15 protein-coding genes are annotated in these 15,187 nt (G+C 62.9%); 11 read left to right on the top strand and 4 right to left on the bottom strand.

What is annotated here, in order from left to right; genetic code table 11:
* Positions 1-182 precede the first annotated feature (182 nt).
* Complete coding sequence (gene ttcA, locus O6760_RS18940) at positions 183-1,145, bottom strand: tRNA 2-thiocytidine(32) synthetase TtcA (RefSeq protein WP_442969808.1); 963 nt, start codon at positions 1,143-1,145, stop codon at positions 183-185.
* Positions 1,146-1,289: 144 nt separating this feature from the next.
* On the opposite strand from ttcA, the gene O6760_RS18935 reads away from it, so the two are divergent.
* The 5 genes from O6760_RS18935 to O6760_RS18915 all read left to right on the top strand — a co-directional run bounded on the left by O6760_RS18935 (position 1,290) and on the right by O6760_RS18915 (position 7,746).
* On the top strand, positions 1,290-2,192 hold the full coding sequence (locus tag O6760_RS18935; protein ID WP_269581268.1) for a LysR family transcriptional regulator: 903 nt from the start codon (positions 1,290-1,292) through the stop codon (positions 2,190-2,192).
* 122 nt (positions 2,193-2,314) lie between these two features.
* On the top strand, positions 2,315-3,955 hold the full coding sequence (locus tag O6760_RS18930) for a sulfatase-like hydrolase/transferase (protein ID WP_269586308.1): 1,641 nt from the start codon (positions 2,315-2,317) through the stop codon (positions 3,953-3,955).
* Between the two features lies 1 nt (position 3,956).
* The gene (locus tag O6760_RS18925) at positions 3,957-6,089 is read left to right on the top strand and encodes a TRAP transporter permease (RefSeq protein WP_269581267.1); all 2,133 of its coding nucleotides are present in this window, start codon (positions 3,957-3,959) and stop codon (positions 6,087-6,089) included.
* Positions 6,090-6,105: 16 nt separating this feature from the next.
* The gene (locus O6760_RS18920) at positions 6,106-7,080 is read left to right on the top strand and encodes a TAXI family TRAP transporter solute-binding subunit (RefSeq protein WP_269581266.1); all 975 of its coding nucleotides are present in this window, start codon (positions 6,106-6,108) and stop codon (positions 7,078-7,080) included.
* Between the two features lie 177 nt (positions 7,081-7,257).
* Positions 7,258-7,746: a LysM peptidoglycan-binding domain-containing protein gene (locus tag O6760_RS18915; RefSeq protein ID WP_269581265.1), complete on the top strand. Its 489-nt coding sequence runs from the start codon at positions 7,258-7,260 to the stop codon at positions 7,744-7,746.
* Between the two features lie 430 nt (positions 7,747-8,176).
* Here O6760_RS18915 and O6760_RS18910 read toward each other — a convergent pair whose 3' ends face one another.
* Positions 8,177-8,929: an SDR family oxidoreductase gene (locus O6760_RS18910; protein ID WP_269581264.1), complete on the bottom strand. Its 753-nt coding sequence runs from the start codon at positions 8,927-8,929 to the stop codon at positions 8,177-8,179.
* An 88-nt stretch (positions 8,930-9,017) separates the two neighbouring features.
* Positions 9,018-9,473, bottom strand: a complete 456-nt coding sequence (locus O6760_RS18905; protein ID WP_269581263.1) for a cyclophilin-like fold protein — start codon at positions 9,471-9,473, stop codon at positions 9,018-9,020.
* Positions 9,474-9,751: 278 nt separating this feature from the next.
* Here O6760_RS18905 and O6760_RS18900 point away from each other — a divergent pair, with 278 nt between their 5' ends.
* From O6760_RS18900 to O6760_RS18875, 6 genes are all read left to right on the top strand, one after another.
* On the top strand, positions 9,752-10,210 hold the full coding sequence (locus O6760_RS18900) for a (R)-mandelonitrile lyase (protein WP_269581262.1): 459 nt from the start codon (positions 9,752-9,754) through the stop codon (positions 10,208-10,210).
* Entirely contained in the window at positions 10,200-11,210 is a 1,011-nt protein-coding gene (locus O6760_RS18895) for a PQQ-dependent sugar dehydrogenase (RefSeq protein ID WP_269581261.1), read from the top strand. The genes O6760_RS18900 and O6760_RS18895 overlap by 11 nt, the downstream gene beginning before the upstream one ends.
* Positions 11,211-11,365: 155 nt before the next feature.
* Entirely contained in the window at positions 11,366-12,295 is a 930-nt protein-coding gene (locus O6760_RS18890) for a LysR family transcriptional regulator (RefSeq protein WP_332306198.1), read from the top strand.
* A gap of 109 nt (positions 12,296-12,404) precedes the next feature.
* Positions 12,405-13,166 carry a carboxymuconolactone decarboxylase family protein gene (locus O6760_RS18885; RefSeq protein ID WP_269581260.1) on the top strand — a complete coding sequence of 254 codons (762 nt, stop codon included), beginning with the start codon at positions 12,405-12,407 and terminating at the stop codon, positions 13,164-13,166.
* Positions 13,167-13,217: 51 nt separating this feature from the next.
* A complete protein-coding gene (locus O6760_RS18880; RefSeq protein WP_269581259.1) occupies positions 13,218-13,856 on the top strand; it encodes an NADPH-dependent F420 reductase in 639 nt (212 codons plus the stop codon).
* 33 nt (positions 13,857-13,889) lie between these two features.
* Entirely contained in the window at positions 13,890-14,285 is a 396-nt protein-coding gene (locus O6760_RS18875) for a (R)-mandelonitrile lyase (RefSeq protein ID WP_269581258.1), read from the top strand.
* Positions 14,286-14,390: 105 nt separating this feature from the next.
* Here O6760_RS18875 and rpsD read toward each other — a convergent pair whose 3' ends face one another.
* Entirely contained in the window at positions 14,391-15,008 is a 618-nt protein-coding gene (gene rpsD / locus O6760_RS18870; RefSeq protein WP_269581257.1) for a 30S ribosomal protein S4, read from the bottom strand.
* Positions 15,009-15,187: the final 179 nt, after the last annotated feature.

Raw genomic sequence — 15,187 nt, 5'->3', positions numbered from 1 at the left:
GCTTTCGTGATTCAGCCTTGTCCCCATGAGGTCGGCGGCAATTCCATTTGCTGTCGGCCCTCAAACCCTGCCGCATCTTATCCTCGCGCCCCGACTGCAGGCAAGGCAACGGCATGGATGGCCGGATCAAGTCCGGCAAGGCCGAAGACTGTGGGGTTTCTCCCGGATGAACAGGCGCCTGCTCACTCCGCCGCGAACAGCTTTGCCGTCATCGCAAGGCTGGCGCCGCAGGGCTCCTCCGCCTCGCCGCCTTCCAATTCGGTCCCCCCGTCCGCGGGACGCAGGTTGACGAAGTCGTAGAGTTTTCTGTCCAGCAGATGCGAGGGCCGTGTGTGGCCCAGCGCCCGGGCCATGACGCCGAGGCGGCCCGGGTTTTCCTTTTCCCAGCCCTGCAGCATGCGCTTGACCTCCTCGCGCTGCAGTCCGTCCTGCGAGCCGCAGAGATTGCACGGGATGATCGGGAACTGCATGCTGTTGGAAAACTTCGTGATATCGCTTTCGGCCGCGTAGGCGAGCGGGCGCAGCACCAGGAGATCGCCCTCGTCGTTGATCAGCTTCGGCGGCATCGAAGCCAGGCGTCCGCCATGGAAGAGATTCATGAAGAAGGTTTCGAGAATGTCGTCCCGGTGATGGCCGAGCACGATCGCCTCGCAGCCCTGCTCCCGGGCGACCCGGTAGAGGATCCCGCGGCGCAGGCGCGAGCACAGCGAGCAATAGGTGCGGTGTTCTGGGATCTTGTCGGTAACGATCGAATAGGTGTCCTCACGCACGATGATATGCTCGATGCCGTTTTCCTCGAAAAACTGCGGCAGAACATGCGCAGGGAAACCCGGCTGGGCCTGGTCGAGATTGCAGGCGACCAGATCGACCGGCAGCAGGCCGCGCCATTTCAATTCGATCAGGACGGCAAGCAGCGTGTAGCTGTCCTTGCCGCCGGACAGGCACACCAGCCATTTCGGCTTGTTGTCCCGGGACGCGCCTTCAGGAAGCATGCCGAAGTCGCCGATCGCCTCGCGCGCCTGCCTCAGAAGCCGCTTGCGCAGCTTCTTGAACTCGACGCTGGACGGCGCCTTGCGCAGAAGCGCGGGCACATCAATGTCGGTGCTGTCGGCGATATCGTTCATGTCTGTGGCCCTGGAGCTCAAGTGGCGGTTTCCGGTGACATAGCGGATCGGCGCGGCAGCGGAAAGGGAAAAGCTCCGGTTTTCAAGGCAAGGAAGCACAGTGGTGCAAGGGCATGAACTTTGGCAAAGTCGTACCCCGCCGCGAACACCCGGGAGACCCGCAACGTGAAAGCGCAATATGTTGAACTCGTCGATGCGGTTGCGACCCTTGGCAGCCTGGCCGCCGCGGCCAAGGCCCTGGACAGGTCGCAGCCGGCCATCACCAAGGCGCTCAAGAAGATCGAGGGCGAACTCGGGATCGTCCTGTTCCATCGCGTCCCGAGCGGCGTCGTACCGACGCTCGAGGGCCAGAAGGTCATCGACAGATGCCGGCGGATACAGACGGATCTCCAGAAACTGACCGAAGACATCGCCCAAAGCCGCGGCGACTATGTCGGCTCGATTTCCGTGGTGGTGTCGCCGCTGGCCGCGCTGAAGATCGTTCCCGCGGTGACGCGGCGGTTCCAGAGCCGGTTTCCGGGCATAGAACTCAACATCACCGGCGGCCACGCGCCGAAGGCCTTCCATTCCCTGCGCTCCGGCGAAGCCGATTTTGTCATCGGCCCGGCCCCCGACGGCCTGCCGAAAGCGGGCTTGCATGCGGAACATCTTCTGACAACTTCGGTCACGTTTCTCGCGGGAGAACACTCGCCGATGAAGGAACTGTGCGAACCTCTGGATCTCCTGCAGGCAAGATGGGCGGTGATCGGGCCGCGCAGCCGGCGACCTCTTTACCAGGACTATTTCAAAAGCCGCGGCCTGATAGGACCCGAGCCTGTCATTCGCTCCGACTCCATCCTGAGCATCCTGTCTGTGCTGGAGCGCTCGGATGTCATCTGCTCCTTTCCCTCCCTGATCGTCGACGACGTCCGGCAGCGCTGGGCGGTTGCGGCCCTGCCGGTGGACCTGAGCGACCTGACGGTCGACATCGCCCTCACCTGGACGAAGGAAAGACTGCTCACGCCGGCGGCCCTCGCCTTTGCCGACATTATCCGGGAGGAAGGCCGCAGCCACGCCCCGAAGACATAACCTGAGGTTATATCCATGAGATCAGGATAATTGAGGGCTATACGACGAAAGTGGTACCGTTCTTTCAAACGAGCCGGAAACCGGCTGTTTGGGAGGACACTCGCTTGAATATCCTGTTCGTCATGTACGACCAGCTGCGCTTCGATTATCTGAGCTGCGCAGGCCACCCCCATCTGGAAACCCCGAATTTCGACCGGGTGGCCGCCCGGGGTGTTCGCTTCACCAACGCCTATGTGCAGTCGCCGGTCTGCGGTGCCAGCCGGATGAGCTTTTATACCGGCCGGTATGTCTCCTCCCACGGTGCCCAGTGGAACGGCTTTCCCCTGCGGGTCGGCGAACACACGCTCGGCGATCACCTGCGCAAGGCGGGCATGGATTGCTGGCTGATCGGCAAGACCCACATGAAGGTCGACGCCGAGGGCATGGCCCGGCTCGGCCTTGCGCCCGACAGCGTCATCGGCGCCCGCCAGGCGGAATGCGGCTTCGACGTTTGGATCCGCGACGACGGTCTGTGGGGTGAAGGACCCGACGGCTTCTACGACGAAAAACGATCCCCTTATAACGAATATCTGAAATCGCGCGGTTACGAAGGCCAGAACCCCTGGGCCGACTTTGCCAATGCCGGGATCGATGCGGGCGAGAAGGCGTCCGGCTGGATGTTCGACAATGCCGACAAGCCGGCCAATATCCGCGAAGAGGACAGCGAGACCCCCTGGCTGACCTCCCGCACCATCGAGTTCATCGACCAGGCAAAAGCCCCCTGGTGCGCCCATGTCAGCTATATCAAGCCGCACTGGCCCTATATCGTTCCTGCGCCCTATCACGAAATGTACGGTCCGAACCACGTTCCGGCGGCAATGCGCTCCGAGAAGGAACGCGAGGATCCGCATCCGGTCTACGGCGCCTTCATGGGCAACAAGATCGCCGCCGCCTTCCAAAACGACGAGGTCCGCCGCAAGGTCATCCCGGCCTATATGGGCCTGATCAAGCAGTGCGACGACCAGCTTGGCCGCCTGCTGGACTACCTTGAGGAAACGGGGCGCCTGGACGACACCATGATCGTTCTGACCTCGGACCATGGCGATTATCTGGGCGACCACTGGCTCGGCGAGAAGGACCTGTTCCACGAACCGTCGGTCAAGATCCCGATGATCATCTGCGATCCGCGCCCCGAGGCCGACGCGACGCGAGGCACGGTGTGCGATGCCCTCGTTGAATCGATCGACCTCGCCCCGACCTTTGTCGAGGCGGCCGGCGGCACCATTCCCGATCACATCCTGGAAGGCCGCAGCCTGTCGCCATGGCTGCGCGGCGAAACACCGGACTGGCGTGAAATAGTCATCAGCGAATACGACTATTCGGTCACGCCCATGCGCGCGTCTCTCGGGGTCAGCTCCAGGGACGCGCGACTCTTCATGGTGTTTGACGGCCGCTACAAGCTGATCCATGCGGAGGGCGGCTTCCGGCCGATGCTGTTCGATCTGGCCACCGACCCGGACGAATTTGACGACCTCGCGCGCTGGGACACGCACGGTGCGGAGATCGAGCGCCTTTACCAGCACCTGGCCCGGTGGGGCCGGCGCATGGCCCAGCGGGTCACACGTTCGGAAGCCGACATCGAAGCCATGCGCGGGCGGTCCGCCCGGCGCGGCATCCTGCCCTTTCTCAAGGACGGCTCGGAGGTTCCCGAGGAGCTGACCCAGGCCTATCGCGGCCCGGTCGGCCAGGACCACACGGCAAGTTCCGGAAAGGAGGGTGCGTGAGATGAACACCGCTCCCGACCAAGCCGCCCCCGAACAATCCGCGCCGGTAGTTCCCAGGGCGGACAAGCAGGTCGCCGACCTTCTGGCGGTGCTGTTTGTCGGCATCATCCTGATCTATGCGGCCTCCGGCCCGATCACGGATTTTGTCCGCTGGTTCATCGAAACAAGCACGCAGGGCTTTGACGAACTGTCGCGCAGGGATCAGCGCGCCCTGTTGCGCGAACACTGGCTGGGTTCCGGCTACCGCTCCTTCGAGCGGGCCTTCCTCCTGCCGACGGGACTGATCATCGGCCTTCCGATCGTTTTTTCCTTTGCCATCTCGCTGCTGACCCTGCACCGGGGATCCGCCGGGCGCATCGCCAACTGGTGCCTGACCCTCCTGTCGATGGTGGCCTTCGTCTCCTGGATGATCAAGATCTTCGCCACCGACGGCGGCGCCCTGCCCTCCGCCAGCCCGATCGACTTCGTCATGTTTCCGATCGCCACCGCGATCACGCTCTATCTGACCTGGCGCATGTTCGGCGGTTTCATCGTGGCCTTCTGCCTGTTCTGGGTGGTCTATTTCTTCGTCCGCGGCTACCTGCCGGACTGGACGGGCATTCTGGCCGGTTCGGAGTCCACCTTCTCCCAGAGCCTGCGCGCCATGGTGCTGAACTTCTGGGCGCAGACCGGCGGTCAGTTCGGACAGCCGCTGCAGGTGGTTTCCGGCAGTGTCCTGATCTTCATCGTCTTCGGCGCGGTCATGATGGCCTCGGGCGCGGGCGACCTGCTCATGAAGATCGCCAACCGGCTGACCGGCGGAATGGTCGGCGGGGCGGCCCATGCCGCCGTCGCCTCCTCCGCGCTTTTCGGAACCCTGTCCGGCGCCGCCATCTCGAATGTCGTCTCGACCGGTGTCATGACCATCCCCGTGATCAAGAAATCGGGTTTCAAGCCGGCCTTTGCCGGGGCGGTCGAGGCCGCCGCCTCCACGGGCGGGCAGATCATGCCCCCCGTCATGGGTGTCGTCGCCTTTTTCGTGGCTGGCCAGATCGGTCTCGAATACCGCTACATCGTCGTCGCCGCCATCCTGCCGGCGATCATGTATTACTTCGCCACCTTCCTGACGGTCTATTTCGAGGCGCGCCGTCACGGCATCGGCGCGCTTCCCGCGGACCAGCGCCCGCCGCTCAACCGCCGGGAATGGCTTCAATGCCTGGTTTTCGTGGTGCCGCTCGGTGTGCTCACCTGGTTCCTGTTCAGCCAGCCGTCGGTTCCGAAAGCCGGTTTCTACGGCTTCGTCGCGGCGGTCTGTTCCGCGCTCGTCCTGTTCCGGGATTTCCGGTCCCGGGACCGCATCTGGCGCGCCTTTGTCAATGCCGGCCGCATGGCCGCCTCCATCGTTGTCATCGTGACCGCCATCGGCCTGATCGTCGGACTGATCCAGGTGTCCGGTTTCGCCGGCCGGCTGGCGCTGCTCTTGACCCAGCTGGCCAGCGGACCGCTGCCGCTGGTGCTGATCGTGGTTGCCTTCGGCGCCATTGTCCTGGGTATGGGCCTGCCGCCCGGCGCGACCTACTTCATCATCGTCATCGCCCTGTCCTCGGGCATTGACGCTGTCGGCATCCCCGAACTCACGCTGCATCTGTTCGTGGTGTTCTTCGCCGTCATGTCAACGGTCACGCCACCGGTCGCGCTCGCCGCCTTCGCCGCCGCGCCCATCGCGGGTGCCAATCCGATCCGGACGGGCTTCGAGGCGGCGCGGATCGGCTTCGCGGGCTTCCTGATCCCGTTCATCTTCGTCTATCACCCGGCCGTGCTCTACAAGCTTCAGGTGCTGTTCGAATGGTTCGGAGGATCCGCGCCGGACAGCACCGCCATGGTGGACATTACGACCGTCACCTGGGCGCAATTTGGCTGGATCGTCGTCGCCTACGCCGTGGCCATGTGGTCGATCGCATCCGCGCTCGCCGGTTTCGACCGCGGCCGGATGCCCTTGTGGGAACGCGGCCTTCGCGTCGCCCTCGGCCTTCTGGTTCTGGTTCCGGACATGGCCTATGCCGCCCCCGCCCTCGCCCTGACCCTTGCCGCAATCGCCGGCCACGCAGTTCTGCGCCGCCGCCCAGAAACGGCAGCACACCCGCACATGCAATGAAACTTGGGAGGAAGACATGAAACGACTTGCACTTACGGCCCTGGCCGGCCTGGTTCTCGCCGGAACCGCCAGCGCCCAGGACACCACGCTCAAGATGCAGACGATCGAGCCGAGTCTCGGCCAGGCGATCACCATGGCGACCTTCGCCAATATCGTCACCGACAAGCTCGATGATGTCGCCATCGAGGTCGCCGGCGGCGGCGCCGCGACGCTGCACCAGATCGAGACCGCACGCGGCAATCTCGACATGTACATGATCTCGCCGACCATCCACATCCTGATGAGCAAGGGTGCGGCCATGTACAAGAACGAGCCGGAGGCTCCGGAACTCGCCAAGAACGCCCAGGTCCTGATGTGGTTCCCCTACGGCCAGTATCACTTCGCCGTACGCGGCGACAGCGATATTACCGTGCTCGATGATATCGAGGGCGCCACGGTGTTTCTCGGGCCACAGGGCGGCGGCGCCTACAACGCCGCCAAGGGCTGGGTCGAGGCCACGACCGGCCTCGTCGCCGGCGAGGACTACGATGCCATCAAGGCCAACTGGGCAACCGGTTTCCAGTCCTTCCTGGACGGAAAGGTCGAAATGTATGTCAATGGCTGCATCGATCCGTGCCAGCAGTTCATCCAGTTCACGGAAACCGAAAAACTGCGCTTCATCGGCCCGGAGGAACATGAGGGCGAAGAGGTCGACAAGTTTCTCGGCAAGTTCCGGAAACGTGCGGAAATCCCGGCAGGCCTTTATGAAAACCAGGTGAATGACGGCCCGGTCATGTCGAACGACACCGCAGTCGGCATCGGTGTCCGCGCGGATCTCGACGAAGAGCTCGTCTACAGGATCACGAAGGCCTTCTGGGAAAACCTCGACAGCATCACCACGGACGCGCCCTGGGCCAGGGCCCTGTCGCCGGAATACGCCGCCCAGCAGCTCGGGACGGCGCAATTCCATCCCGGCGCGGCGCGCTACTACAAGGAAATCGGCGTTCAATAAGCTGCAGGCGCCCGGGAGCTTTGCGCAAGTCCCGGGCGCTCAGCCCCGGCTCGGCCAGCCCCGGTCCTGCTCCGGGGACAAGTTGCACCTGTCAATTTTCCGCCAAAACGTTGTAGTCTGATGGATCTTCGCCGGGGGGCGTCAAGGATTTCAGACAGTTTTCGAGGAGGGTTTGACGTGACCGTGACACTCGACATCCAGCAGCCCCAGCCGTTCGACCTGGTCGGTTCAAAGATCCTGATCGCCGGAAATGCCGCGGCCTTTGAGGGAACCCTCAGCATCCGTGTCTCCGAGGGCCATGACGAATATGCCTCGTTTACCCAGGTCGGCGCGTTTGGCCTGCGGCAATTCCAGGGCTTTATCGACATTCCCGACACCAACAGTTTCGAACTCAACCGCCTGTTCCTCACGCTGGCCGACGACACCGGCAACGAGAACGGCCCGTCGGTGGTGATCCCGATCCTGTTCGGCCCCCGGATCCTGTCGGGCTATCGCGGCTGGCAGCCCTATACGGTCAAGCCCGGCGACACCCTGACCCAGATTGCTCAGCAGCATTACGGCACGTCCATCTACCAGCCGATTTTCGAGGCGAACCAGCACATCCTGAGCAATCCGAACGTCATTTTTCCCGGCCAGGTGCTGAGGATCCCGCGCAACGACATCTGAGCTGCACCGAATGCTGGCCATGTCGGGCAGAAGCGGAATTTTGTGTCAGCGATCACACAACCTGTAAGATGCATCCGCTAGGTTTCACCCGTCAGATCACGAGATCGTAGCGAGGTGGTTCCAATGAGCAATCTGAATTCGGGTGATGTTGCTTTTTCGAGCCGTGCCAAATTGCACGACGCCCGGCGCATCACGGTAACCGTCTGGAACGGTGCGCCTTCCGCGGCAGGAATGGCAAACATATGCGAACTGACGCCTGTTGCCCTGGTCGCGCCGCACGAGCCTGTTCGCCACAGGAACGGGTAACGAGGTTGTTTGTCGGCCATTGTGCCAGTGGCGGCAAAAGACATGTCGCCGGGACACTGGCCCTGAATCACGGAAGCAGGAGGGAATTTCTCCCTCCTGCTTCCAATTGTTTATCCGCCTTCTCCTACCACGGCTGGTTGGCCGGGCCGACGGTGAATTCGTTGACCGTGGTGTCTTCGGGCAGGTTCACTGCGAATTCGACAACGGACGCGATCCGGTCCGCCGAAATGCCGTACTGGTCATAGAGGGCCTTGAAGGCCTCGGCGCTGCCCTCGTCACTGATGGTGTTGAGGAGTTCGGTGTTGATCGCCGCCGGATAGATCGTCGCGGTGCGGATATTGGTGCCCTCCATGGCCGATTCCATCCGCAGGACCTCCATGAAGGAGCGCACGAACCACTTGGTGCCGCAATAGACGCCGCCGCCCGGATAGGCCTTCAGACCGGCGACCGAAGAGGTCGCGATGACGTGACCCGACTTCTGTTCCATGAAAGTCGGCATGACCGCGGCAACTCCGTTCAGGACACCCTTCACATTGACGTCCACCATCTGCTCCCATTCATCGGTCTTGAGCGCAGAGACCGGCGACGACGGCATCAGGCCGGCATTCAGGAAGATCACGTCCAGTTTGCCGAACGTGTCCTTGGCGAGCTTGACGATGGCCTCGTTTTCCGCCGGAACCGTGACGTCCAGTGACTGGTAGATGGCGTCGCCACCTGCCGCCTTGATCTCCTCGGCGATCTTTTCAAGCTTTTCGGTGCGGCGCGCGCCAAGCACGATCTTCGCACCCCGGCTGGCCAGCAGTTTCGCCGTTGCTTCGCCGATGCCGCTGGAGGCGCCGGTGATGATGATGACTTTGCCTTCGATGTTGTTGCTCATGATGGTCTCCGTTTCCTTGGAATTTGCGCAACCGGTCAAGCCCCTTTTTCCGGAGGCGTGTTGCCGTTGGCGCTGTTGTCTCGTTGTGTCAGTCGGCCGCTTCGATGCGGATCGGCACCGGCGCGTCCTTGATCAGCGCATCCAGTGGACCGTCGAATTCCCCCAGCCGGACCAGGCCGCGGGACGACTGGAACGGCTTGTAGAAGATCGCAAGGTTGCCCCAGGGCGCGTAAAGCGTGATGTCACCGGTTTTCGGGGCGTAGCTTGCCGGCGATCCCGTGGTGTTAAGCTCGCGCGGAAGATCCGCAACCTTCTCGATCCCGTGGTAGTCGGTCAGGGTCAGGTCCAGCGGCAACATTGAGGCGAAGTCCCGGCCTGCGGGCGTGTCGTCAAGCGTGGCGGCGAGCACTTTGTCTCCGGCAATCACCTGGATCCTGGTCATGACAGTCTCTTGTTGGGTTTCCGTTGCACCACCGGCGGCAGCCGGGCCGAGAAAGGCAAGCGCGAATAGGAGCGCAACGCATTTCGGTTTCAGCCTGCACATGTCGAGCTCCCTTGTTCGGTCCTCCCAAATCTAATCCTTTCTGCAAAAAGGATTAGTCCCCCCAGGACACTGGCACTCATGAGAGGTGCTCATGAATGCAACCTTGCTCCTGGACCCGTCTCGGAACGGACACCTTCCACTTTGCATCCGGCCCTCCATGTTCATGAGCCGGTCTCATGAGTGGATGCGATATTTCCGGCATTATCCGGAAGCCGGTTCTCCTTACGTTACGGGCACAGGCCAGACGGCCACATCCCCATCAACGGAGATCCCCTGAAATGAAACCTGTCCTCATCGCACTCACGGTCGCTCTGCTCGCCGCCCCGCCGGCTTTCGCACAATCCATGGAAATCACCCGCGCCGAGGATCTCGGCGGACAGATCGGCAGCGCCGACTACTTCAGCGGCACGGCCTATGTCGCCCCGGTCTTTCCTCCGGTCATGCACGACGTCAGCGCCGGTCACGTCACCTTCCTGCCCGGCGCCCGCTCCGCGTGGCACACGCATCCGGCGGGCCAGATGCTGGTGGTGACCTCCGGCACCGGCTGGGTCCAGGAACGCGGCCAGGAAAGACAGGTCATTCAGGCCGGCGACGTGGTCTGGTGTCCGCCGGACGTCGAGCACTGGCACGGCGCCACCAACACGACCTCCGTGTCGCACTACGCCATCCAGGCCACCGTCAACGGCTCCGCCGTTTCCTGGGGCGAGAAGGTGACGGATGCAGATTATGCACAATAGGACCCTTCATTTTCTGCGCGCCCTTGTCCTGGCCGCCCTCCTTCCGGTTTCGGCGCAGGCCGCCGAAACCGTTCTGCCCGGCCTCGACTATCCTTGGGATATCGAGGCGCATGAAGGCCGTATCTACATCACGGAGAAGGCCGGGACTCTGGGGATTCTGGACGAAAAAGGCTTCTCCCGGATGCAGGTGGAAACCAGCGAGCCGGTCCTGAACGACCGCGGCGGCGGCCTTCTGGGACTGGCGCTGCGGCCGGATTTCGGCGACAGCGGGCGCGTTGTCCTCTACCAGCATTTCGGCACGCCCGAAAACCGCAGGAACCGGGTGATCGAGGCCGAACGGGCCGAGGGTGGCTGGCGCGAGACCAGGGTCCTGGTCGACGATATTCCGGGGCATCCCCTTTATAACGGCGGCCGCGTCGCCTTTGGTCCTGACGGCATGCTCTACATAACCACCGGCTGGACGGAAAACCGGGAACGGCCACAGGACCTCTCCAGCCTGGCGGGCAAGATCCTGCGGGTCACGCCCGACGGTGCGATCCCCGAGGACAATCCCTTTCCGGGGTCTGCCGTCTGGTCCCTCGGGCACCGCAACCCGCAAGGCCTGGCCTGGGACGACACGGGTCAGCTTTATGCTGCAGAACACGGCCAGTCCGGACACGACGAGGTCAACCGGATCGAGCCTGGCGGCAATTACGGCTGGCCGCTGATCCAGGGGGATGAAACCGCCGACGGCATGACGGCGCCGCTGGCCCATTCGGGCGGCAGCACCTGGGCGCCGTCGGGCCTGGCGTTCGACGGGGACAGGTTGCTTCTCGCCGGATTGCGTGCCGGCGGTGTTCTCGAGATCGGAACCGATGGAACCGTTTCGGAAGCCTTTGCCGTCGGAGAGCGGATCCGGGACGTTCTTGTCACCGGCGATACGGTTCTGGCGATCACCACCAACCGCTCGCCCCGCCATGACGGCGCGTCCCCAGACAGGTTGATCCGTCTGACGCCATAGATCAACGGACGTTCAATCGGGAGCGATTTCACGTCCGTTGATTGATCTGAAAGTGATGGGGCCTCATGTGTGCATTCAAGGGAACGCACGATGTCCCAGCTGCATAATCGTTAGACTTCATGAGCCTGAGACATATATCGTGAGGGAGACCTTGAATGATCCTGGATGACGAGATCAGGGCCTCCCTCATGCTCCGAGAAAACATCAACGACCTCATCGCCCTCGCCGCCGTCGCCGAAGAGCGCAGCTTCACGCGTGCGGCGGCCCGGCTGAACATCTCCCAGTCAGCGCTCAGCCACACGATCAAGGGGCTTGAACAGCGCCTTGGCCTGCGGCTTCTGACAAGGACGACCCGCTCCGTCGCGCCGACCCTTGAGGGGGAAGACCTGCTTGCCACGCTCAATCCCTGTTTCGAGAAGATCGAGGCCCGGCTTCAGGCCCTCAACGATTCCCGTGACCAGCCGACGGGAACCGTCCGGATCGTGGCGGTGGAATACGCGATCGAATCGCTGCTCTGGCCGAAGCTCTCGCCTGTGCTCAAGGAACACCCGTCGGTCAATGTCGAGTTCGTCATGGACTATGGCTATACGGATCTTGCCGAGGCCCAGTGCGACGCCGGTGTCCGCTACGGCGACCAGGTAAGCGAGGGCATGATCACCATGCGGATCGGCCCGGAAGAACGGATGATCTGCGTCGGCGCGCCGGAATATTTCGAAGCCGCAGGCGCTCCGGAGACGCCGCAGGACCTGTCCGAACATCGCTGTATCAATTTGCGGCTGTCAACGCATGGCGCGCTCTATGCCTGGGAGTTCGAGGACAGCGACGGCAACGAGATCCGCGTCAAGGTTCAGGGGCAGGCCTGTTTCAACACGATCAACCCGGTTCTTCGCGCCGCCAGGGACGGCCACGGACTGGCACTGGTCCCGGAGCGACTGGCGCAGGACGATCTCGATGCGGGCACATTGCGGACCTGCCTCGATGAATACTGCCCCTCCTTTCCGGGCTTTCATCTCTACTACACCAGCCGCCAGCGCCCCTCGTCCGCGTTCCAGGTGGTTCTGGACGCCTTGCGCGAGCGTGGCTGAGCATTCATGAGAACTGATCATGAATGGGTTGAGCAACGCGGCTATTAAGCTTTGGGCGCAAGCCTCCAATTGTGTCGGTAGTATTTGCCTTCAGACCAGGAGACCGGAAATGAAGACGCTTGTTGCCGCCACCACCCTCGCCCTCCTCTCGACGGCCGCCGCCGCTCAAGATCTCTCCGCAACGCTTCCGGAGGCGGTCGGGCGTGTCGCGCCGGCACTTAAAGCCTATTCCAGGGACGACCTGTTCGGATCCGTCTGGGCCGGAAGCGAATTGTCCGGGCGGGACCGGGCTCTTGTGACATTCGCGGCCCTGATGACCCGTCATGAAACCGGGGCACTCGGAGCCCATGCCGAGCTTGCGCTTCAGGCAGGCCTCACGCCTGCGGAGATATCCGAAACCATCACCCATCTTGCCTTCTACACCGGCTGGGGCAACGCCACCGCGGCAGCGGAAGCAACCGCCCCCGTCTTCGAAGCGCACGGTGTATCCCCTGAGGACCTGCCTTCGGCCGACCCGGAGCTTCTTCCCCTGAACGAGGAAGCAGAGGCGGCCCGCGAAGCCTTCGTGAGCGGCACCTATGGAGACGTGAGCCGGGGTGTCGTCGACACCACCCGCGAACTGCTCTTTCTTGACCTGTGGCTGCGCCCCGGCCTGGCGCCCCGGGACCGCAGTCTCATCACGGTGGCGGCCCTGATCGCGGCGGGCCAGCCCGAGCAGATGACGTTTCACCTGAACAAGGCCATGGACAATGGCCTCAGCCGGGAGGAAGCCGGCGCGATGCTGTCCCTCCTGGCCTTTTACGCCGGATGGCCGCGCGTGTTCTCTGCTTTGCCGGTCGCCAAGGACGTGTTCGAGAAACGCGGCCAGTAACCATCCATCCGGCGGACGTTTGGCCCGCCGACCAGCTATCGGGATCAAGGCATGAAAATCGGTATTTTGGGATCCGGTCTCATGGGAAGCAGGCTCGGACGGCTCTGGGCCCACTGCGGACACGAGGTGACCTTTTCCTATTCCCGCAACCCCGCCAAGCTCGAAAAGCTCGCCAGGGATGCCGGCGCGAAGCATGGTTCGGTTGCCGACGCCGTCCGAAACGCGGACGCGTTGCTGCTGGCCGTCCACTGGTCGCGCATCGACGATGTGCTGGACCAGGCCGGCGATCTCGCCGGGGTGGTCATTCTCAATTGCTGCGTCCCGCTGGACCTCAGCAACACCAATCTCGTTGTCGGCACGACCACGTCCGGGGCCGAGCAACTGGCGGCAAGGCGCCCCGAGGCCCGGTGGGTTGCCTGCTTCAACACGATCCCGTCGGAAGCCTTCTTCCCGGTCCATGCCAGAATGGGCGACGCGCCTGCACCGCAAGTGCTGACCTATGGCAATGACGAAGGCGCGAAATCAGCCGCCAGGGAGCTCATCACCGCGATCGGGTTCGAGCCGCTGGAAGCCGGGCCGCTGCGCACGGCGCGGTTCGTCGAGCCCTTCGCCATGGTGACCGCCGAACTGGCCTACAACCAGCCGGGCGGGGCTGCGCTGACCTACCGATTTGAAAAACTGCACGAGTGACTGCCGGTCGCTCGTCAAGAAAGGGAGATTGTCATGAAGATCATTCGTTCCGGAACGGCGCCGTCCGGCAAGGGGCCGGAGGACTGGTTCACCGGCACGGTGCGCATCGACCCGCTGTTTCAGGCGGAAGACCCCGGCCGTACGAGCGGCGCTCATGTGACTTTCGAACCCGGTGCAAGGACGGCATGGCACACCCATCCGGCCGGTCAGACGCTGATCGTCACGTTCGGCCGCGGACGCGTCCAGCGTGAAGGCGGACCCGTCGAGGAGATCTCGCAAGGCGATATCGTCTGGTTCCCGGCGGGTGAAAAACACTGGCATGGCGCCTCGCCGGACACGGTCATGAGCCATATAGCCATTCAGGAAAGCATCGACGGCTCACCGGTCACCTGGTTGGAGAAGGTGTCGGACGAGGATTACGAAGGCTGACATTTTGATCGCGGATCAGGACACGCTCACCTCGCCGTCCCGACCTCAAAAAGAAAGGGCCCGCCGAGTGGCGGGCCCTTCCCTTCAAACCGTATTCGTCGCGGATTAGCGCGAATAGAATTCGATGACCAGGTTCGGTTCCATCTGCACCGGGTAGGGTACATCGGAGAAACCCGGGATGCGGCTGTAGGTGGCCGTCATCTTGTTGTGGTCGGCATCGACATAGTCCGGCACGTCGCGTTCTGCGGACTGGACAGCTTCCAGAACCAGGGCGAGCTGCTTGGACTTCTCGCGAACTTCGATCACGTCACCCGGACGCAACTGGTAGCTCGGGATGTTGACGCGCTTGCCGTTGACCTTGATGTGGCCGTGGTTGATGAACTGGCGGGCCGCAAACACGGTCGGAACGAACTTGGCGCGGTAGACAACCGCGTCCAGGCGACGCTCCAGCAGGCCGATCAGGTTTTCCGAGGTATCACCCTTCTGGCGGGACGCTTCGGCATAGACCTTGCGGAACTGCTTTTCGGAAATGTTGCCGTAGTAGCCTTTCAGCTTCTGCTTTGCGCGGAGCTGAACACCGAAGTCGGACAGCTTGCCCTTGCGGCGCTGGCCGTGCTGACCCGGGCCGTATTCACGCTTGTTGGCCGGGCTCTTCGGACGACCCCAGATGTTTTCACCCATCCGGCGATCGAGTTTGTACTTAACGCTATGGCGCTTCGACATATCGCGGTTTCCTTTGAATTCGCGTTGTTTTTTAAAAGGAAACGCGCCCTCCTTTATCGTCACAACCCGTTTTCACGGAAAGATCGGATCGACAGGGATCCAGCTAGACGGCGCCGGCCGGATGCCCACGGGTGCGTAGATCCGGGAGGCCTTTGCCCACCGGACCGCGCGGATGTACA

Source organism: Roseibium sp. Sym1, from assembly GCF_027359675.1.
GTDB lineage: Bacteria > Pseudomonadota > Alphaproteobacteria > Rhizobiales > Stappiaceae > Roseibium.
This window is presented reverse-complemented; position numbering and strand designations above follow the sequence as displayed.